Source organism: Chitinophaga niabensis, assembly GCF_039545795.1.
GTDB lineage: Bacteria > Bacteroidota > Bacteroidia > Chitinophagales > Chitinophagaceae > Chitinophaga > Chitinophaga niabensis_B.
In genome coordinates this window covers 1,004,366-1,025,080 of record NZ_CP154260.1, presented here as the reverse complement: position 1 = coordinate 1,025,080, position 20,715 = coordinate 1,004,366, and the positions used below count along the sequence as shown (strand labels likewise).

The following is a 20,715-nucleotide window of genomic DNA, read 5'->3' as shown; positions in this document are numbered from 1 at the left end:
TAAGTTATCAGGGATTTTGTTCTATTTCAGGATTCTGCGTAACATTGATACTGGCGAATGGGAAAACATAGCCATTACTGTTAGGCTCAAGTTTATAAGTGACATTATTGAATATCCTGGTCACTGTCTTCGCCAAAAGCGGATCTTTATTCAACCTGCGCTGATCAAACCAACGCATGCCAGTTCCAAAGAATTCCCGTCTTCTTTCATCCACTACCAATTGCAATGCAGCATCAGGAGTAGCTGCGGACAGATCAGCATAGTCCGCCGGCCGGAAACGGAACTTCCGCAATGTATTCAGCATGGTCACTGCTTCATCTTTCTTTCCGGCGCGGGCCATACATTCCGCTTTTATCAGCCAGGTTTCGTTCACTGACAGACCGAGTGCCGGCCCATCCCCACTGGCATAGTTGGACCGTGACCAGTAGCCAAACCCTGTAAAAGCAGGGTTAAAATTAGCACCGGGTCTTACAAACAGCTGATAGCGAATATCTTTGGTACCCAAAAGGTCCAGCAATGACTGGCTAAGCTGTGGTGGGCTGAAGGTTGTCCGTGATATCTTTCGCAGTAGTATCTGCACTTCATTGAACTGCGCAGGAAAAACAGGGGTGGCTCCTGCTACTGCAATATTATAATCGTATAATTGATTTGAAATAGCCAGCGTGCTGTCTGCAAAAGCTTCCGCCTTTGTAAAATCCCGCATGTTCAGGTATACTTTGGAAAGTAATGCATAAGCGGCAACTTTCGAAGGTCTTGTATTCGATAATTGTTTATTAGGCAAAAGCGGAATAGCCTGGCGGATATCTGCAAGGATCTGCTCATAAGTATCCTTTACTGTATGCCTGGTGAGATTGCCCAACAGCTCCGGTTTAACCAGGATGGGGATACCGGGGTCTTTATCTGCGGTGGCCGCATCGTACTGTTTGGCATACATATTAACAAGCATAAAAAAGTTAAATGCCCTTTGGACCAATGCCTCCCCCATAATAGTGTTCTTTGCTTCAGGAAGGCCATTCTTACTTTCCATTACACCATTGATCACAACATTGCAATAGTAGTTGGCATTATAAAGCATATCGAAATCATAATCACTTTGCCTGTCCACATAAAAAGGCTTGCCCCAGGTATACATCGTCCGTTGGATCAGATTCGTAACAACCCTGTCCTGTATTACCTGTGCGGTAAAGTCTACATCGTCCGAACAAAGCACCGGTGGAAGACCAATTGCTTTTTCAAACACGTCCCTGTAATCCATCAGGTAACGGAAGTCCTGCGTATATACCAGCACACGCTGCCCCTGGATGGGTACATCTTCTACGTATTTCCTGCAGGACAGCAACAAAGCCATCGCCATTAAGCAGCCTAAAAATTTTATGTATGTATTCATGTCGTTCTTTTATTTGATTATAAAGTGAGTACAATCCGGAAGGAATAATTCGTTATTGGAGGCAATTGGTAGTTATTACCTGTAGTGTACAGGTATTCCGGATCGAGTTTTTCTTTATTGGCAGCCCATATCATTCCCAGGTTACGTGCCACCGCACTTACGGTTAGACCTTTGGTATAGATCCTGGCCAACAGATGAGCAGGTACTTCGTATGAAAGTGATACCTGCTGTAAACGGATATTACTCCTGCTACGGATCAGGTAGTCAGAAAAACGATAGCGGTCTATACTGGCGAAGTAGTTGGTACCAACACCGAATTCAAGACCAGGCACATTCCTGAATGCCTCATCTCCCGGTTTCCTCCATCGTTCTTCCATATCTCCTGTTCTGCCTACGAAAATATTGTTGCTAAAGCCAATTGATTCAATGGAAGGTTTACGGAACACACCACCAAAGGCACCCTGGAACTGTACGTTCAATTCCAGCCCTTTGTACCGTACCGTATTGCTCCACATGCCAATCCATGGAGAAGTGCTTCTGCCGGAATACACGCGGATCTCCTGTGTCGGAAATTCATTCACGGTATAAGTTTTTGCAGGGTTCTTAGGATCCCTTATCAGGGATTGCCCAAGATTGTCCAGCCCGGCCCAGGCATAAGAAAACACATAATCAGAAGGATAACCTGAATACAGGTACTCCGGATCAAAGCTGGTAGTTGGCCTTTCGAAACGCGCATCCTTAATGATATTCGTGTTGTAGGAAGCATTGACAGTGGTATACCAGTTAATCTTCTTTGATGCGATGATACCAACCGTCAAACCAACATCCACACCATGCCCCTGCATGTTAGCCGTGTTAAATAAAAGGTTGGAAAAACCATAGGTAGAATTGATCGGTAGCTGCCAGATGATATCTGTACTCCTTTTACGGTAATATTCCACAGAGCCGCTCAACCGGTTGGAGAATAATGAGAAATCAATGCCATAATTCGTCATCCTGGTTTTCTCCCATCCAAGATTATCTACTGCCGGAGAGCTGATGGTGGCATAAGGATAGGTGGTATAAAATCAGCTCCAAGGAGGCTGATCACTGTTACCGGGGCATATCCCTGCGGTGCATTACCACTTGTACCTAAAGTTGCGCGTAAAGCCAACCGGTTCAGCCAGGGAACATGCGCAAGAAAATCCTCTTTGCTGATATCCCATTTCAAACCACCAGACCATAAAGGAATAGCTCTTTTACGGCGTTCAACACCCAGCAGGTTATAGTCGTCAAAACGCATGCTACCGGATACGGTATATTTATTCATCAGCGTATAAGAACCATTGGCGTAATGAGACAGGGAACGTGTGGTATTCTCGGTTAAAAGTTTGCTGGTGGCTCCGAGTGATTGGATAGTGCCATACATATCCCTGTATTGCCCTCCCGGGTTCACTGTCCGGAAAACGTTGATCACCTTGTCATAACCATACCGGATCTCTCCGTCTGATTTTGTATAGGTTTCCCTGATCTCCGTTCCAAAGAGCAGGCTAAGCTGGTGGATATCATTAAAGGTTTTATTTACGTTGATCTGCCCCCGGAGATTATAACTTTTGCGGCTGTTCCTGCTAAGATCCAGTTTTCCTCCCAGCGGCGCACCATATTCCCTGCCACCGGTACTATTGATACTGGTAGCCTTGTTGATCAGGATCCGGGCATCATAACTTTCGGGCTCCCAATAGTTCTCTGATCCAGCGAACATCCTGCCGATGTTTCCTGTAAGGTTCACTCCTAACCAGGAAGTGATCTTTCCATTCAGCGCTACATTCAATGAAAGGTTATGGCTGGTGTTTGTGATATTGCTGTAATTGAGCTCATCAATAGGTGAGTATCTGAATGGCAGGTATCCTTTGCCCTCAAGTTCCCGCGCCAGTTTGGGGATCACCAGTAAGTCGTAGTACACATTATTGCCCGCCGCATCTTTCAACAGATCATAAGGGCGCATACCACCAGACCACACACTCATGGCTTTAACAGCGGCACCATTCACTTTGTCATTTGTATTACTGAAGGTCAGGTCCGTACTGATGGAAAAACGGCCATTCGCCATATGCGAAGTATTACCCGCCTTGATGGAATAACCGCGGTTGGTATTACTCCTGTATAAGCGGTCTTCCTTATACATGTATCCGGATAAAAAGTAAGAGTTGTTTGTTCCCCCACCCGAAAGAGAAAGATTGTACTGTTGAGTGGTAGGGGATTGAAGCATATAATCTTCCATCTGGGAGCGGTTATCGATCTGTCCCAAAGCAGTCAGCCGGTTATTCATCTCGGCTTCGGTAATAGTACCCCTTCTGAAAAGATAAACGATCTCCTGTGCCTGGCTGATATTTTCCGGGTTAAACCTGCCGGGAGTGCTGGAGGGTAAAGGGTCTGCGAGCCGGCCTTTAAGGATCAGTTCTTTTTCCAGTTCGATATAGGCAGGTACGCTCATTCTTTTTCCATAGTCCAGGCTGGGCCTGCTGCTGGTACCCAGTGTGGTAGAAAAGCTCAATGTAGGTTTGCTGTTACGGGTGCCGCGTTTGGTTTGGATCACAATCACACCGTTAGCGGCCTGCATTCCCCATATGGAAGCAGCTGCTGCATCTTTGAGGAAAGTGATCGTTTCCACATCGTCAGGGTTAATGAAATCCAGTGCACCATCCTTAATGGCTACCTGAGAAGGAAACCCATCTATTACCAGTAATGGATCTGTAGATACCTTAGTATAGCTGCTCACGATCGTTGAAAGCCCCCGGATCTTCACTGTACCGCTACGGCTTTTATTAGCAGTTGTTTTCATAGAAATATCCACGCCGGGAACAAGGCCCTGCAAACGTTCCAGGATATTCACCACAGGATACTTCCCTAACTGTTTGGTGGTAACAACGCCGAAGGAGCCGGTAGCCCGTTCTTTGGGAAGTAATTCGTATCCGTTATTCAGCACAACCTCCACTTCATCAAGTTTCTTAATATCTTTTTCCATTGAAATGGTGAGGCTGCTACGTCCTTCTATCTTTACGCTCCTTCCTTTGAAAGCAATGCTGGTAAGCAGGAGTATCCCATCTTCCGGTACATTGTTAAGCGTGAATTCACCCTGCGTATTTGTAATGGTGAATACTCTTGTATTGCGAAGGGCTACGGTAACATCCGATATGGGCATACCTGCAGAATCAACGATCCTGCCCCTTAATTTCGGTATCAGCACAGTGTCTGCAACAGGCACCGTTTTTCTTTCGGACAGGAAAATAGTTTTACCCTCCACTGTAAAGGTCAATGGCTGGGCATTGAAGATGTCTCTCAGAAACTCCATCACCGGTTGGTGTCTGGCATTTACCGTTACCGGAACTGCCCGGTCGAGCAATCGCTCGTTGGTAAATACAACATACCCCGTTTGCTTATACACCAGGGAAAAGACTTGTTTCAACGGCAGATCTTTGCCGGAAATGTTTACTTCTTGGGAATAAGTGTTGGCGGAAGCACTCAGGAAGAACGCAAGAAGTATAAAAGCAGTCATTCTCATAATTCGCAGCATTTGAGAAAAGGCGGGCATAAAAGTGCCTACCCGTTCATTCAGAGCGGTTTTTTGCATACTTTTACAATAGTTTGGTTTTAGAAATTTGATTACACGGATTCCCTAATGGCCAGACGATCGCCGGAAGCCCTTCACTGCTTCCGGTTTCTTATGCCGTTTTGGTTGATTGTTTACTTTACTGATTTATTGGTTGATAATTAACTTTCCCTCTGAAATCTCCATGTTTGCGTCTGTTGTACTGTTTAACCCTCTGATGAGCCCGGCCAGGCTTATATCTCTGCTTATTCTTCCATAGAACCTGATATTGGGGGCCTTGCCCACATACACCACTTCCACCTCATACCAGCGCGCAATCTGGCGCATGGCATGTTCCAGGTCTACCCCGCTGAAATCGAAAAAACCATCTTTCCAGGCAATCACTTTTTCCAGGTCTGCATTTTCCGTTACCTGGATGTTCTTTAGCAGGCTGGCCTGCTGGCCTGGTTTTAAAATGCGCTCCTGCCCGTCTTTTCTTATCCTTACAGCCCCTGTAAGCAGGGTAGCCGTAATATGCTCTTCGTTATCGTAGGCATTTATATTGAAACTGGTGCCTAATACCTCTATGTCTGCTTTGTTATTAATGTTCACGAAGAAAGGAGCAGCCGCATCCCGGGCTACTTCAAAATATACTTCCCCTGTGATAAAGATCTTTCGCTCATGATCAGGGAAACTCACAGGATACCTCACAGAGCTGGCGGCATTCAGCCACACAATACTTCCATCCGGTAAAGTAACCCTGAACTGCCGGCCTCTTGGTGTGGTAATGGTATTATAAACTATCTCTCCTGTTGCTTTTTCGGAAGGAGAATAGCTTAACTGACCATTGTCCAGGATGAGGTTCGCTCCATGCTGACTGGCAATCTTACCATTTTGCAAACTGTCCAATACCAGCTGGGAGCCATCATCCAGGGTGAGTATCGCTCCTTCTTTACCTGGTGCTATATCTTTGATGATGTGCTTTGTTTGTGCCATTTCCGGCGCTTTCCTCAGCAAATACTGTCCGCCGAAAAAGGTTATTACTAATACCAATACGGCCGCAGCCCATTGCCAGCGGCGGAATATGCTCACTGTTTTTACCGGCCTGGCAGGTAATGGCGTTTGCAGAACTGCCTCAAGAATATCGTTGGCAGCCATTTCATTCATGGGATAATTGGGTACTTCTCCTGTAGTGATCTGCTGATCTATCCAGTCTTTTACAGCATCTTCATTGCTTGCATCCCTTAATAGTATAGTTAGCTCCTCCCGCTCGATGGTAGTAATATTACGGTCACGTAACCGGTCAAATAGATATGAAAGGCGTGTTTGCATGTCTCGTTAACTATAAAGACTAAATGGAAAATGTTATGGGTTACATCAACCCATAAAAAATTTCAGAGGTATCTCCAAAGAATGAATAAAGCGGCAGAAAGCGGGAGCCTGGCAACTACATATGCCCTGATAGATCGCATTGCCCGTGCGAGGTGAACCTTAACGGTTTCAGGGGAAAGCCCAAGACGGGCAGCCACTGCTTCCCTGGTCAGGCCCACTTCTTTGAGTAAATGATATACTTCTTTTTGCTGGGGAGAAAGTCGTCCCAGCGCTTCAGCCAGGATGGACCTGAATTCCTTTTCGTCTATGACGGTTTCTGCGGTGGCCAGATCTGCCGGTTCATATTCTTCCGGCAAAGGAAAGGTGGCATCTCTGGCCATTTTCTTTAGTGTGGTGTAGATATGGTTCCGGGCAACAATGAAAAGCCAGCTGTCAAAATCCTGAATGCCGGGTAGTGTTTGTTGTTGTTGCCATACTTTTAAAAAAGTATCCTGTACAATCTCTTCAGAAGCGGTAACAGAAGAGGTAATATGAAAAGCCAGGGAATAAACCTTCTCCCGGTAAAGATGAAATATAGCCGCATAAGCTTGCTGGTCGCCTTCTGCAATCTGCAAAAGTAGTTCTCTCACGCTGTATGTCTGATGATATGCCAACTATCTATAATAACCTATTTTCCCCTTGCAAACTATAAAAAAAATCCAGAGGATAAGAACAAATGTGAATTTTGTGGGTTATTAAGTCCGCAGCATTTCAATGGATATACAAGATCCCCGGCTGCACACTTCAAATAGTTGCAACCGGGGATCCGCGCTCCTGTTTAATTTTATCCTTAATAAGTGTTACGACCTATTGGCAATTGTTAATACCTGCATTAACTTCTTCACGGATACCTGCGGCACCTCCCAATAAAAGATTTGCCCGTATTGTTCTGAACACTGGCCACTACTCGGAAAATACTTAATTGTTTAGCTTCGCAAATATTGCGATCTCCTCTTCACTCAGTGATGCGAACAACACCCCTTCCACACGTACAACCCGGGAATTGCTAATGCCAATGAAGTCCAGTATGGATCGTAAATAAGGAGCTACAAAATCCAGGCCCGGCGTTTCTCCCTGTGAATAAACCCCTCCGGACGACATGGCAATATATGCCTCCTTTCCCTGTACCAGCCCTATCCGTTTTCCTTCCGCATTATAACCAAAGGTCACCCCAATGCGCAAAAGCTGATCAGCCCATGATTTTAACCGGGCATCAATACCATAATTATACATCGGTGCTTCGATAATAATAATGTCTGCTTCAAAGACCTCCTGCACTACCCCGTCAGAATAAGCCAATACATCCATATCAGCCACAGTCCGGTCTGCCGGGTCTTTGAAAAAGGAAACAATATGTTGATGTTGTAAATAAGGAGGCGGTGTTGCTACTAAGTCCCGCTCAACGATAACTGAGCCGGGATGCATTGCCAATAACTGTTCAGTAAGTTTCTTCCCCAGCTTTTTGCTATTGGAGTATTCCGCTCTGGGGCTGGACATTATACGAAGGATCTTTTTCATTATTCCGTTTTGCTTTATAACGAGTGATAAAACAAAACGGGGACAAAATGCATGATCACAATATTTGCAAGGGTGCGAATTTGAGGATACCATCCACAAAAGGAACAGCATAACTTTTGGTGGCATCTGAATTAGCGCCCACCAGTAATCCAACGATCAAATGGCTGCTGGATAGGATAATACTGCCGGAATTACCGGACTGGGAAAAAGGCTGCCCATCCGTAGGTGCTATTTCAATCAGTTTGGTGAACAGGTAGGGTTTACCGCAAAGGTCAAACTGCATCACATGATTAATAAGGCTTTTCATGATCTTCCCTCTTCTCACACCGCCAGCCTCTTCCTTCATATATACAAACCCAAACTGGCGGGGTTCAATATACCCCGCCGGTTTGGTGATCGTACTATCATCTATCTGCCAGATTGTTTGAATACCAGGTGTGAGCTTGCAAAGTGCCATGTCTACCAGGTTAATGGTATTGTTGGCGTTCATTATGCTGAGTGGTACCCAATGGCTTAAAGTGGCTATCTGTTCATTGGTATCTGCCCTGAGAATGGGATCGCCCACAGCGCAACTGTTCAGATTGGCCAGTACATGGTTATTAGATATTCCGTAAACAGCATCCCGGCCCGGCATTGTAAAAAAACCACCCAGGGAGCCTGCTCCACATATTCCTTCCCGCAATATTTTAATATTGTTCTGCATAAAACCGTTTATTTTTTCTGCCCGGTATTCCTCCGGGAAAGATGCAGGTTAAAGATGGTTACATCTACGCCTAAAAAGACACCGAACCTGAAGGCATTGGCGGAATAGGTAACACCTTTCTGATCTATATTCCTTAACTCTGGTGTGTAATTACAGCTAAGACCAAACACAACGGGACTGTTATTGAAATGCCACATCACCTGTGCTCCGGGAGATAGCAATTGTTTCCAGCTGATCTCCGGCGCAGTGGATTCTGTAGAGTCTCCTGACAAACGATAGTTCAGCACAGCACCCAGGTCTACCAGTTGCAAGCCAACACTCATACTGGCATACTTATTTTTCTTTGCGCGTTCTTCCAGGTCTTTCTGGGAACGTACATGAAAACTGAAATCAAACCCGATAGGTAAATAAGGTGCTGCAGAGAAACTGGTAGCCGTTTTCTTATTCTGGTTAGGAATGATAGCACCGGAAGCATCTGTAGGATATTTACGAATGTTCTCAGCACCCAGCATTACACCAGGGAATGCACTCAGGGACACTGCAAATTGTTTTGTATTCTTCAGCTGATATCTTCCTTTCGGGATCAGTTCGTCCAAAGCCGCTTCCACCTGCTCCGGTTTATCGGCAGAAAGGATGTTGAGCATAAAGCTGCCATAAAGCTGAAGGTTGCTGATCATCTTATCGAAATCAGGATTGTTCTGGCCTTTATTGAGCATGGCAAAAACACCCAGCGCACCATCCAGCACCTTGCCATATTCCTGGGTAGAAATGCCCTCTCCTATTTCCTGAGCATACCGGAAGTAAGGTTCTATACTGGCTTTGAACAATACATCATCTTTTTCCAGTTTGAAGAATTTCATAAACTGCTGCGTTTGCGTGAACAGGCCAAAAGCAACTTCAAATAACTTGCGGCTGTCGTCAAAGCTGAGTTTACCCGTTCCGGCCTGGCTGATCAGGTTCTGATACGTTTGCACCTGCGCAATTACTTTTCTCACGAGGTAATGGAACTCTTCTGTTTTTGAAAAGAGATCGCCATTGAAAATATCCAGTTTGGCAGGGCTATCCATCACGTATTCCAACCGGCGGTTATTCCTGGCATACATCAGTTTTATCAGCACCATCCAACTGTCTGCATCCAGGGTTTCCACATCGTCCAGCTTCACGGCTTTATAGGTGGTATTATTCTCCAGCGTACCAGACACCTTCATCAGGATATCAGACAGTACAATGATCCTTTTAAATAATGGATTGTCTTTAAATACATCCTGCCCGGCACAGTAACCATCAGCAATGGAAGCAACTGCACTTACCACATGTTCTTTCAGGTAAAGGCGATAGGTAAGGTCTGCACCACCCATAATGGCAGCCTTCAGTTCTTTCTTTGTGGGATCCTGTATGGAAGGTATCTTGCTGAACAGAACGTCTACATATTGCTCGTTCATTAACAGGTGAGGAATACGCCGGAGGTCCTCCTGCATGGCTGCTTTCCATTTATCACCATACTTGGCCAGGCCAAGCCCGTTATCCTGGGTGAAGGCTTTTGTAACGCTTAGTGTTTGTACCAATAAAGGGCTTAAGATCTCGCTTTCATTCAGGCGGTTATACCAGCCTTCCAGGTAAGACTCTACCAGTTCTTCTTTTCCACGGCGGATGATAAAGTCTGTGATGCCATATATAATAGCAGATTCAGAAAACGCAAAGTTGGTAGGGTTTCCTGCTGACTGACCAACAAACACCTCTATAGCTTTTTGAATTTCCTTCAGGAATAAAAATTTTGCAGGAAAGTCACGGACCTTTTTCAATTCATCTTCGCTCTTCACTTTCAGCAGCCACGCAGCATACAGGATCTCTTTTTCAATTGTTTTATTCTCTTCTTCAGATAATAATACCGGAGCTGCTGCCACAGGGACTGCGGCGGCAGGTGCTCCGATAGCCCCTTCTGCAGGCACAGGAACCGGACCTGCTGCAGGGGCACCTGTTTTAAATGCATCCTGCTTTGACGCAGCTACCAGTTGCTGAACGTGTTTGGAAAGGGTATTCATTTTATCCCCTCCGCTTGTTAAAACAGGTCTTCCGTTTGTATCAAGCTTAACCACTACATCCTTCAATGCCGTTTCTGCCAGTTTGGAAAGCTTTTTAGCTTCAGTAAAATAATTGTCTTGCGCCAACAGGCTGCCGGATAATAATACTAGTAAACAAACAAGTTTAATCGTTTTCATCTATAAAGGGATTTATTCTAATCGATAGGAGTAATAGCGCCTTCATCGGGAGCAGCCATAACAGACCGCTGCTGACGGGGCTGGTCGCTTTCCTTATTATAGGCATCCTTATTTTCATCCGCAGGCAAAGGATCAGCGCCTCCGTCTGTTTTTAACGCCAGTTGCTTCTTTGCCCATTCCCAGATCCGTTCACTGTACACAGCACCAACAAGGCAAGCCAGGAATAACACATGCGGGTTAGGATTATTACTGCCATTGTTCACAATGGCAATACCTCCTTTGGTAGCCAGGAAAATAACAATTGCCGCAGAGAAACCGCGGATGATCACGATATATAGATTATCCACCAAAGGATCCTTCTGTGAAATTTTTCTGCGGATATTCACAAAACTTGAAATCGCTGCACCAAGCATACCGAACCCGAACATCCCGATCAGTAAGATAAGATCAGGTGCATTGGGCTTGATGAGCCAGCTGGCGCTTCTGCCCAGCCAGCCCCAATCTGTACCCGGAGTAGGTTCTATTGGTTCCGGCCCCCATCGGGAAGCATCCGGCATCACATCTCCCTGCTGCCGGTAAAAAATAAAGTTCGTGCTGGTGTAATTGGATAGTTCTGCCGGAACAATATCACCGTCTTTCAGCCTCCTCAGGTCAGTAACAAAACCACTGTAGGCAGATGCATAACGCGCAATGGGGTCCTTTACATAGAACATGTAGTCATCGTTGATCCTGACCAGTGCCCTGCGGTAAATATCTTCTTTGATCCTGATCTCATTCCCCACATACTCCTGCAATAACTGGTAATAGGTATACCTGAGTTTAACAGATCCGTCTTTCCCCTTCAGTTTATCATTCAGATTTTTGACAAGGTTCTCTTTTGCCGTTACAAATTCTTTGACGGAGTTATTGAATTCATTCGTCCGTTTCACCAGGTAGCGGTGCTGCTCTTCCATATTTCCCACGAACTGCCCATTGTTCCGGCTTAACAGGTCTTTGGCCAATGCACTTAATTGTTCTGTATTGGCGGTCCGCATCGCCTGGTTGAGCGGGACCGTATCCTGCCCAAAAGTATTCATGCTCATACTCAGTTCACCGGATTCAGCCATCCTTATCTTATAAACCGATGTATCCTTATTCTGATCATTGTAGCCCGGGAAGTTGTTATTATAGGGAATGGCAATAGTTACACAGAGAATGAGGTATAAACTTCCGCTCATGAGCAGGAACAATGCAATGTTCTGCTTTACTGCCCTGGGGCCTCCGATGATACTGCTATGATAAAATTGCAGGCTCCTTTTCCGTATCTGGTAATCGGTGGTGGTTTCATCATAAAAAAGGCTCCTCAGTACTTCATGTAAAAGGCAGGCTGTTAACAGGCCGCCTAAAAAATACGGGGTAAAGTACCTGGTCTTTTCCGCCAGGAGGCTGTATACGTTTTTGATCAACATATATACCTTGTCTGTACCGATCTTTTCCGTTGCTTCCACCATCATCCCAATTCCACTTAGCAACTGTTCCAATGGCACCTTTATCAAAGAAACGGGTACCCAGAAAAGCACGTAAAAGAAATCGCGGAACAGGAAACAGGATACGGATATGGTAAAAAGCCGCATACCAAAGGTGACACCAAACATGTTGGGTCTGAAGAACAGGTACCTGAATAAAAGGAATACCAGCCTACAGCCAATAAGCAGGATCAACAGCAACAATACGCCGGTGAGCAGGGAAGGAATTACAGGGATCATATTATCAGATATACAGTATAATATTAATAAAAATAATAAAGCAAGTAACCGCTAAACAAAAATGGGGTGGCGGTTATTCTGATGCAAATGAAGGATCAACGGGGCTAATTCACTCATAATCATCACAATCAGTCCTTAAAAGTACTCTTTACTTTAATTTTTTCAAAAAAAAGGGTTCTGATCTATTCAGATCAAAACCCGGTTAGTTAACAAATCGCAGTGATGTTACATCATTTCGTATCGAGATCATTTGTTTCCTCCACATCATCCAACCCGGCATCTTTTACATTACTCCTGCCCGTATCCGGAAGATCGGATTCCCTGACCTCCGGCACCTGGCGTTCCGTTGAAACCTCGCGTTGTTCTTCTTTGTCTTCATTATCTTTTTTATCCTTGTCTACCATACGCTATATGCAATGCGCCTGTTATAAGGCACTGTTTTAGTTACCAGGGAAACCACTACGGGGAAAACGCCCAGTACAAGATGTGGAAGGAACACCTCATGTGAGAAACGGAATAACCAGGGTGCGGCCATCAATATTAAACCGCCTGTTATATCCAGCAAGAGATGTGTTTTAAACGAAATAGCCCTGAAGACACCGCCTTCATAATGTGTAAAGAGTGAAAGGAAGATCATAGCAACGCCCATCAATACAGGCAGCCATTCTGCAACTGTTCCGTCATTAAAACGAAAGATCCAGGGTGCGTTGATCAGCAGGATCCCATACATGTAATCCAGCCTGGCATGTGTTCTGGTAGAAATGATACGCATAAGAAAATTTTCAATTTCCTATTCAAATCATATACCAAATGTTTACTGCTGTTAAGCGTTGAACCGCTCAGGAAGACTGAGGATAAAAGTAGAACCTACATCTGCCACACTGGTAGCCGTAATGGTACCATTGTGCTGGTCCATGATCTTTTTGCAGATGGAAAGACCAATGCCGCTACCTTCTATTTCATGGTAACTGTGCAGGCGTTTAAATACGGAGAAAATATCTTCCAGGTATTGGCTATCAATGCCAATACCATTGTCTTTTACAAATACCTGGTACTTTTCGGGAGAACTCTCTGCATAAATATGCACTTCCGGCGGCAGCTCTTTCCGTTTGAATTTAATGGCATTGCTCAGCAGGTTAAAGAATACCTGCCGCATCAGTACAGGGATCACGGGAATGGAAGGCAAAGCATCTATCCTGATCACGGCATTGGTAGCCTGGATCTTCATTTCCAGTTCCGTCATCGCTTCTTTCACCACGGTGTTCAGGTCCGTTACCACAAAATCACCCCCCTGTAAAGCATGTCTTGAAAAACGCAACAGGTCATTCACCAGTTGCTGCATACGGGCAGCGGCGTTTGTGATCTTCACCATGTATTTTTCCACATCTTCATCTTTCCCTTTTTTGCTGAGGATCAGATCGCTGAATACCCTGATCTTCCGCAAAGGTTCCTGCAGGTCATGCGATGCTGCAAAAGCAAAACGGTCCAGCTCCTCATTCACAGCGGTTAAATGCACATTGGACTTTATTAACTGGCTGTTCAGTTCTCTTACCTTCATTTCGGAATTCTCCCTTTCTTCCACCTCTTTCTGCAAAGAGGCATTCATGCGCAGCAGCTTTTGTTCCTGTGCTATCAGGGACTGCGTTTTCCGGTATAGTTCCACAAAAAGCCCTACTTTGATGCGCAGCAGCTCAGGGTTGATGGGTTTATAAATGAAGTCAACCGCCCCTACCCTGTAACCTTTATAAATAGATTCCTCTTCATAATTATGTGCTGTAATAAAAATGATGGGAATTTCTTTCAGCTTATCCCTTTCATAGATCAAAGACGCTGTTTCAAACCCGTTCATATCAGGCATCATCACATCCATCAGGATCAGGGAGAAATCATATTCCTTTAATAATATTTTCAATGCAGCCCTGCCGGAAGTAGCATGCACAATACTATAGTTCTCCCTTTCCAATATGGATCCGATAGACATGAGGTTATCCTGTCTGTCGTCAACAATTAATATTTTAACGGGATCTCTTTCCAGCACAGTTGTTAAGTATTATTGCTAAATTAGAAAAAAATCATTTGTAAAGCCACACACGCATTAACGACAATAGCTGATCGATCTTCAGTGGCTTTGTAATGTAATCAGATGCTCCTGCTTCCAGGCATTTCTCCCGGTCCCCTTTCATAGCTTTTGCCGTAACAGCAATAATAGGTAAGGAACTGTTCTTATGCTCTCTTCGTATTTTCTGCATGGTTTCATAACCATCCATTTCCGGCATCATGATATCCATCAGTACGATGTCTATCTCATTATGCTCATCAAGGATGCTCATAGCCTCTTTTCCGCTCTCTGCTGTGATGGTATTAATATGGTATCTTTCAAACGCCGTTGTAAGTGCAAACAGGTTCCTTACGTCATCATCCACTACCAGCACATTTTTATTGCTCAGCACATCCTTCTGTGTCCGGAGGTCTTCAATTAGTTTCCGCTTCTCCGGCGATAGGGTATTATGGTTGATGTGTAACTGCATCACCGCTTCTTCCAGCAACAGGTCCAGTGAATTCACATCCTTCAGCAATATTTTATTGGCATACTGCTTCAGTTTCGTTTTTTCGTTCTTGGAAAAGTCTTTGGCAGAATAGATGATCACCGGTGTGTTATTGATCTTATTGACCATCTGGATATTGGCAAAGAGATCTGTACCATCCACATCCGGCAGCATGTAATCTGCAATGATGCAATCATAATTATTATGCTCTATGAAATACATAGCATCTTTACCGTTCTCCGCAAATTCTATATTGATCAGTTCTCCGTTCTCAAGTATGCGTGCTATCTGAGATGCATCCGGTGCACTGTCTTCCACTACCAGTACTGTTTTATTCTTCCTGGTATCCTGATCGATGATATTCTTGAACAGCACTGCCAATACTTCTGTTTTCAGGGGTTTCAGGTTAAAGCTCCTGGCACCTCTTTGCATGGCCAGCAACCTGTTCTCTTCCCCGGAAATGAGGTGAATAGGAATATGCCGCAGGTTGATGTCGTTCTTAAACAGGTCCAGTATCCGCCAGCCGCTTGCATCCGGAAGTTTTACATCCAGTGTAACGGCAATAGGACTGAATTTATTGGTGAGTTCAAACACCTCTCCGAAGCTGGTGGCCACCACCACTTTCAGGCCCATTTCATGTGCCTTTTCCAGCATGATCTTGGCAAACCGCACATCATCTTCCACGATGAGCACTACCTTGTCTGTTTCAGAGATATGTGTCCTGTCGTCCCCGATATCATTGATGATCTCATTGAGCCCTTCCAGGTCTTTTGTTTCGGATACTTTGATGGTAGGCACAGATTGCAGCAGGTCCATATCCTCCGACAATTTGTATTCGCCTATGGTAAGACTGCTGGATTTCTCCTTTTTGATAACAGAAGGGTTGTAGCGCAACGGCAGGAAGAGTGTAAATGCACTACCCATGCCCGCTTCACTTTCCAGTTCTATGGAACCGCCCAAAAGGTCTGCCAGTCCACGGCTGATGGAAAGCCCCAGCCCTGTACCACCATATTTACGGCTGGTGGAACCTTCCGCCTGTTGGAAAGCTTCAAAGATGATGTTTTGTTTGTCTTTTGAAATACCAATACCCGTGTCTTTGATCTCAAAGGCCACTACTTTGTCTGCATTATCCAGGCTGCTGTTCACGATCTTCCAGTTCCTGTCCGCCTCATAGATCCGCAGTCTCACTTCTCCTTTTTCCGTGAACTTGAAGGCGTTGGAAAGCAGGTTCTTCAGGATCTGGTTCAGCCTTTGCACATCCGTTTCCAGGGAATGCGGTAACCGCTCATCCATAGAAATACTGAAGCGCAGGTTCTTGCTTTCGGAAATGTGTTTGAAAGTAGTTTCCACAAAGCTGGTCACCTCGTTGAAACGTACTTTAATAAAGTCAGTAGAAATATAACCGGATTCGATCTTAGACAGATCGAGGATATCGTTGATCAGCTGAATAAGGTCATCTCCGCAGCTGTGGATGGTTTTCGCATAACGCACCTGTTTCTCGTTCAGGTTACCATCGTAGTTTTCATATAACTGCTGCGCAAGGATGAGTAAGGAATTGAGTGGTGTGCGCAACTCGTGGGACATGTTGGCGAGGAACTCAGATTTGTATTTGGAAGTAAGCTGCAACTGTTCTGCTTTTTCTTCCAGCGAACGCCTGGCTTCTTCCACCTCTTTGTTCTTCCCTTCCACTTCTTCTTTTTGTTTCACGAGCAGGTGCGCTTTATCCTGCAACTCTTCATTCGTTCTTCTCAATTCATCTGCCAGTGACTGGGATTGTTCCAGCAGGTCTTCTGTACGGGAGTTGGCTTCAATGGTATTCAATACAATACCGATACTCTCTGTCAACTGGCCAAGGAAGTCCAGGTGAGTTTGACTGAAGGTATCGAAAGAGGCCAATTCTATTACCGCTTTGATCTCTGTTTCAAACAATACCGGCAGTACGATAAGGTTGAGTGGTGAAGCCTCACCAAGCCCTGAACCGATCTTGATATAATCAGGTGGTACATTTGTGAGCAATATCCTTTCTTTCTCTACAGCGCATTGCCCCACCAATCCCTGGCCCAGTGCAAATTCCCTGGCCAGGCTCACTTCATCGCCATAAGCATAGGCCGCAAATAATTTCAGTTTAGGATTGTGCAGGTCTTCTTCCTGTTCAAGGATATAGAACATACCTTTCTGCGCATTCACCACCTGTGCCAGTTCGGACAAGATCCTGCGGGTTACCGTGTTCAGGTCTTTTTGTCCCTGCAGCATTTGTGTGAACTGTGCAAGGTTGGATTTCAGCCAGTCCTGTTCCTCATTCCTTAAAGTGGTTTGTTTCAGGTTGGCGATCATCTGGTTGATGGTATCTTTCAATTGTTCCACCTCCCCTTTTGCTTCCACACGGATCATTTGCGTAAGGTCTCCTTTCGTTACAGCAGAAGCTACCGCAGAGATCGCACGTACCTGGGTGGTTAAGTTTTCTGCCAGCTGGTTCACGTTTTCCGTGAGGTTCTTCCAGATACCGGATGCACCGGGTACACTGGACTGGCCACCCAGTCTTCCTTCCACACCCACTTCCCTTGCCACGGTTGTTACCTGGTCAGCAAACACCGCCAGGGTATCGATCATTTCATTGATCGTTTCCGTCAGCTGTGCAACCTCACCACGGGAAACGATAGAAAGTTTTTGTTTCAGATTTCCTGTTGCCACCGCGGTCACTACTTTTGCGATACCGCGTACCTGGTTAGTAAGGTTGGACGCCATCATGTTCACGGAATCCGTAAGGTCTTTCCAGGTACCACCCACACCCTGTACTTCTGCCTGGCCACCCAGTTTACCTTCCGTTCCTACTTCACGCGCCACACGGGTTACTTCATAGGCAAAAGAGTTCAACTGGTCCACCATCGTATTGATCGTATTCTTCAGATCAAAGATCTCACCTTTTACATCGATCGTTACTTTTTTAGACAAGTCTCCCGATGCCACCGCTTTTGTTACCTCTGCGATGTTACGTACCTGTGAGGTAAGGTTACCCGTCATCTGGTTCACAGAGTCCGTAAGGTCTTTCCAGGTTCCTGCCACACCGGGTACAAATGCCTGGCCACCCAGTTTACCATCTGTACCAACTTCCCTCGCCACACGGGTTACTTCAGATGCAAATGCACGCAACTGGTCCACCATCGTATTCAGTGTCTCTTTCAATTGTAAGATCTCTCCGCGCACGTCCACTGTGATCTTCCTGGACATGTCTCCATTTGCCACCGCAATGGCCACGTCTGCGATGTTACGAACCTGTGCCGTAAGGTTACCCGCCATCTGGTTCACGGAATCCGTAAGGTCTTTCCAGGTACCGCCCACTCCGGGTACGTTTGCCTGACCACCCAGTTTTCCTTCCGTACCTACTTCACGCGCCACACGGGTTACCTCTGATGCAAAAGCACGCAGCTGTTCCACCATGGTGTTGATCGTATTTTTCAGTTCAAGGATCTCTCCTTTAACATCCACTTCAATTTTACGGGAAAGGTCTCCATTCGCCACCGCGGTTGTTACCTCTGCGATGTTACGCACCTGCGATGTAAGATTGGAGGCCATGATATTTACGGAGTCTGTTAAGTCTTTCCATAATCCTTCCACACCGGGTACGTCTGCCTGCCCACCCAGTTTACCTTCAGAACCCACCTCACGGGCTACACGAAATACCTCCGAGCCGAATGAGTTGAGCTGGTCCACCATGGTGTTGATGGTATCTTTCAATTCCAGGATCTCTCCTTTTACATCCACTGTGATCTTACGGGAGAGGTCACCTTTTGCCACCGCAGTAGTTACCTCTGCAATGTTCCGCACTTGTGCCGTAAGATTGGAACCCATCTGGTTCACAGATTCCGTGAGATCTTTCCAGGTACCGCCCACACCTTGTACTTTTGCCTGGCCGCCCAATTTTCCTTCTGTACCTACCTCAAGGGCTACACGCGTCACCTCTGATGCAAAGGAGTTCAGCTGGTCCACCATGGTGTTGATGGTTTTCTTCAGTTCAAGGATCTCTCCCGCAACGTCCACCGTGATCTTCTTGGAAAGGTCGCCATTCGCCACTGCCGTGGTTACTTCTGCGATGTTCCGTACCTGTGCTGTAAGGTTGGACCCCATCTGGTTCACAGAATCCGTGAGGTCTTTCCAGGTTCCTCCCACACCTTGTACTTTTGCCTGGCCTCCCAGTTTACCTTCCGTACCTACCTCAAGGGCTACACGCGTTACTTCTGATGCAAAAGAGTTCAGCTGGTCCACCATCGTATTGATAGTGTTCTTCAGTTCAAGGATCTCTCCCCGCACGTCCACTGTGATCTTACGGGAGAGGTCACCCAATGCCACCGCAGTTGTTACCTCTGCAATGTTCCGCACCTGTGCCGTAAGATTGGAGGCCATCTGGTTCACGGAATCCGTAAGGTCTTTCCACAAACCACCCACACCTTTTACGGTGGCCTGGCCACCCAGTTTTCCTTCCGAACCTACTTCCCTTGCCACACGTGTTACCTCTGCGGAGAAAGAGTTCAGCTGGTCCACCATCGTATTGATCGTATTCTTCAGTTCAAGGATCTCTCCTTTAACGTCCACTGTAATTTTACGGGAAAGGTCACCTCTTGCCACCGCGGTTGTTACTTCCGCAATGTTCCGCACCTGGCCTGTAAGGTTGGAAGCCATCTGGTTCACGGAATCCGTGAGGTCTTTCCATGTTCCGGCAACCCCTTTTACTTCTGCCTGGCCGCCCAGTTTTCCATCTGTACCTACTTCCCGCGCCACGCGCGTTACTTCCGAAGAGAAGGAGTTCAGCTGGTCCACCATGGTATTGATAGTATCTTTCAGTTCAAGGATCTCTCCCTGCACATCCACTGTGATCTTTTTAGAAAGGTCTCCCTTCGCCACCGCTGTTGTTACATCTGCAATGTTCCGCACCTGTGCTGTAAGGTTACCTGCCATCTGGTTCACAGAATCCGTGAGGTCTTTCCATACACCCGCCACATCTTTTACTTTTGCCTGGCCGCCCAGTTTTCCTTCGGAACCCACTTCCCGCGCCACACGTGTTACCTCACGGGAGAAGAGGTTCAGCTGTTTCACCATCCCGTTCACCTCTGTAGCGATCCGTGCAAATTCTCCCTGCAATACGTGGTCTCCTATCTGCAAGGTCATTTCCCGGGAAAGGTTACCCTTTGCCACGGAACTGATCACGTGAGCTATTTCAATGGTAGGATGTACAAGGTCAGATATGAGCGTATTGATGGAGCCTACAGCTGTATGCCAGGATCCTTTAGCCGTTCTTGGCATCATCACCCGGTGATTCAGTTTCCCTTCCTTTCCGATGGTATTCCTCGCGAGGTTCAGTTCTTCCACAAGGGTTTCGTTAAGGGAAATGATCTCATTGATGGTATCACAGATCTTTCCGCTTAGCCCTATTTTGTCTACCGGCATGCGGACCGTAAAATTGCCGCTTTTCATCTCAGACAATACCTGTAATAATTCCCGGGAATTTAATTCATCAGGTAAGGACTCAACAAAGATTTCATTCGGTTTTTGGGACTTCTTTGTGGCGGATTGGGGATTTTTATCCACAGTTCCTCCTTTGGCTGTAGAAGTTTGAACAGTTCTTTTGCGGGTGGCCATTTGCTAGATATTAGTTGACATCAA

At 45.9% G+C, this 20,715-nt stretch carries 13 protein-coding genes; all 13 read right to left on the bottom strand.

Annotation, left to right across the window (positions count from 1 at the left end; translation table 11 throughout):
• Positions 1-7: 7 nt before the first annotated feature.
• Positions 8-1,387: a RagB/SusD family nutrient uptake outer membrane protein gene (locus tag AAHN97_RS04275; protein ID WP_343306320.1), complete on the bottom strand. Its 1,380-nt coding sequence runs from the start codon at positions 1,385-1,387 to the stop codon at positions 8-10.
• A 17-nt stretch (positions 1,388-1,404) separates the two neighbouring features.
• The gene (locus AAHN97_RS04270) at positions 1,405-2,382 is read right to left on the bottom strand and encodes a hypothetical protein (protein ID WP_343306319.1); all 978 of its coding nucleotides are present in this window, start codon (positions 2,380-2,382) and stop codon (positions 1,405-1,407) included.
• 26 nt (positions 2,383-2,408) lie between these two features.
• Positions 2,409-4,997 (bottom strand): TonB-dependent receptor plug domain-containing protein, encoded by a 2,589-nt coding sequence (locus AAHN97_RS04265; protein WP_343306318.1) that lies wholly within the window; start codon positions 4,995-4,997, stop codon positions 2,409-2,411.
• A 126-nt stretch (positions 4,998-5,123) separates the two neighbouring features.
• On the bottom strand, positions 5,124-6,287 hold the full coding sequence (locus AAHN97_RS04260) for a FecR family protein (protein ID WP_343306317.1): 1,164 nt from the start codon (positions 6,285-6,287) through the stop codon (positions 5,124-5,126).
• Between the two features lie 62 nt (positions 6,288-6,349).
• Positions 6,350-6,916 (bottom strand): RNA polymerase sigma factor, encoded by a 567-nt coding sequence (locus AAHN97_RS04255; protein ID WP_343306316.1) that lies wholly within the window; start codon positions 6,914-6,916, stop codon positions 6,350-6,352.
• Between the two features lie 328 nt (positions 6,917-7,244).
• On the bottom strand, positions 7,245-7,844 hold the full coding sequence (locus tag AAHN97_RS04250) for an FMN-dependent NADH-azoreductase (RefSeq protein ID WP_343306315.1): 600 nt from the start codon (positions 7,842-7,844) through the stop codon (positions 7,245-7,247).
• A 55-nt stretch (positions 7,845-7,899) separates the two neighbouring features.
• Positions 7,900-8,547 (bottom strand): hypothetical protein, encoded by a 648-nt coding sequence (locus AAHN97_RS04245; RefSeq protein WP_343306314.1) that lies wholly within the window; start codon positions 8,545-8,547, stop codon positions 7,900-7,902.
• A gap of 8 nt (positions 8,548-8,555) precedes the next feature.
• Positions 8,556-10,766 carry a hypothetical protein gene (locus AAHN97_RS04240; protein ID WP_343306313.1) on the bottom strand — a complete coding sequence of 737 codons (2,211 nt, stop codon included), beginning with the start codon at positions 10,764-10,766 and terminating at the stop codon, positions 8,556-8,558.
• Positions 10,767-10,783: 17 nt separating this feature from the next.
• Positions 10,784-12,511 (bottom strand): hypothetical protein, encoded by a 1,728-nt coding sequence (locus AAHN97_RS04235; protein WP_343306312.1) that lies wholly within the window; start codon positions 12,509-12,511, stop codon positions 10,784-10,786.
• A 230-nt stretch (positions 12,512-12,741) separates the two neighbouring features.
• Entirely contained in the window at positions 12,742-12,915 is a 174-nt protein-coding gene (locus AAHN97_RS04230; RefSeq protein WP_343306311.1) for a hypothetical protein, read from the bottom strand.
• On the bottom strand, positions 12,909-13,283 hold the full coding sequence (locus tag AAHN97_RS04225; protein ID WP_343306310.1) for an SPW repeat domain-containing protein: 375 nt from the start codon (positions 13,281-13,283) through the stop codon (positions 12,909-12,911). Before AAHN97_RS04225 ends, AAHN97_RS04230 begins: the two co-directional genes overlap by 7 nt.
• Before the next feature lie 51 nt (positions 13,284-13,334).
• On the bottom strand, positions 13,335-14,549 hold the full coding sequence (locus AAHN97_RS04220) for a sensor histidine kinase (RefSeq protein ID WP_343306309.1): 1,215 nt from the start codon (positions 14,547-14,549) through the stop codon (positions 13,335-13,337).
• Positions 14,550-14,583: 34 nt separating this feature from the next.
• Positions 14,584-20,691: a HAMP domain-containing protein gene (locus tag AAHN97_RS04215; protein ID WP_343306308.1), complete on the bottom strand. Its 6,108-nt coding sequence runs from the start codon at positions 20,689-20,691 to the stop codon at positions 14,584-14,586.
• Between the last annotated feature and the right edge of the window lie 24 nt (positions 20,692-20,715).

Bases quoted from the DNA above. Each gene is read 5' to 3' on its own strand.
- AAHN97_RS04245 (WP_343306314.1), bottom strand. From the start codon at position 8,547: ATGCAGAACAATATTAAAATATTGCGGGAAGGAATATGTGGAGCAGGC.
- AAHN97_RS04275 (WP_343306320.1), bottom strand. From the start codon at position 1,387: ATGAATACATACATAAAATTTTTAGGCTGCTTAATGGCGATGGCTTTG.
- AAHN97_RS04265 (WP_343306318.1), bottom strand. From the start codon at position 4,997: ATGCAAAAAACCGCTCTGAATGAACGGGTAGGCACTTTTATGCCCGCC.
- AAHN97_RS04215 (WP_343306308.1), bottom strand. From the start codon at position 20,691: ATGGCCACCCGCAAAAGAACTGTTCAAACTTCTACAGCCAAAGGAGGA.
- AAHN97_RS04235 (WP_343306312.1), bottom strand. From the start codon at position 12,511: ATGATCCCTGTAATTCCTTCCCTGCTCACCGGCGTATTGTTGCTGTTG.
- AAHN97_RS04225 (WP_343306310.1), bottom strand. From the start codon at position 13,283: ATGCGTATCATTTCTACCAGAACACATGCCAGGCTGGATTACATGTAT.
- AAHN97_RS04240 (WP_343306313.1), bottom strand. From the start codon at position 10,766: ATGAAAACGATTAAACTTGTTTGTTTACTAGTATTATTATCCGGCAGC.
- AAHN97_RS04260 (WP_343306317.1), bottom strand. From the start codon at position 6,287: ATGCAAACACGCCTTTCATATCTATTTGACCGGTTACGTGACCGTAAT.
- AAHN97_RS04250 (WP_343306315.1), bottom strand. From the start codon at position 7,844: ATGAAAAAGATCCTTCGTATAATGTCCAGCCCCAGAGCGGAATACTCC.
- AAHN97_RS04270 (WP_343306319.1), bottom strand. From the start codon at position 2,382: ATGACGAATTATGGCATTGATTTCTCATTATTCTCCAACCGGTTGAGC.
- AAHN97_RS04230 (WP_343306311.1), bottom strand. From the start codon at position 12,915: ATGGTAGACAAGGATAAAAAAGATAATGAAGACAAAGAAGAACAACGC.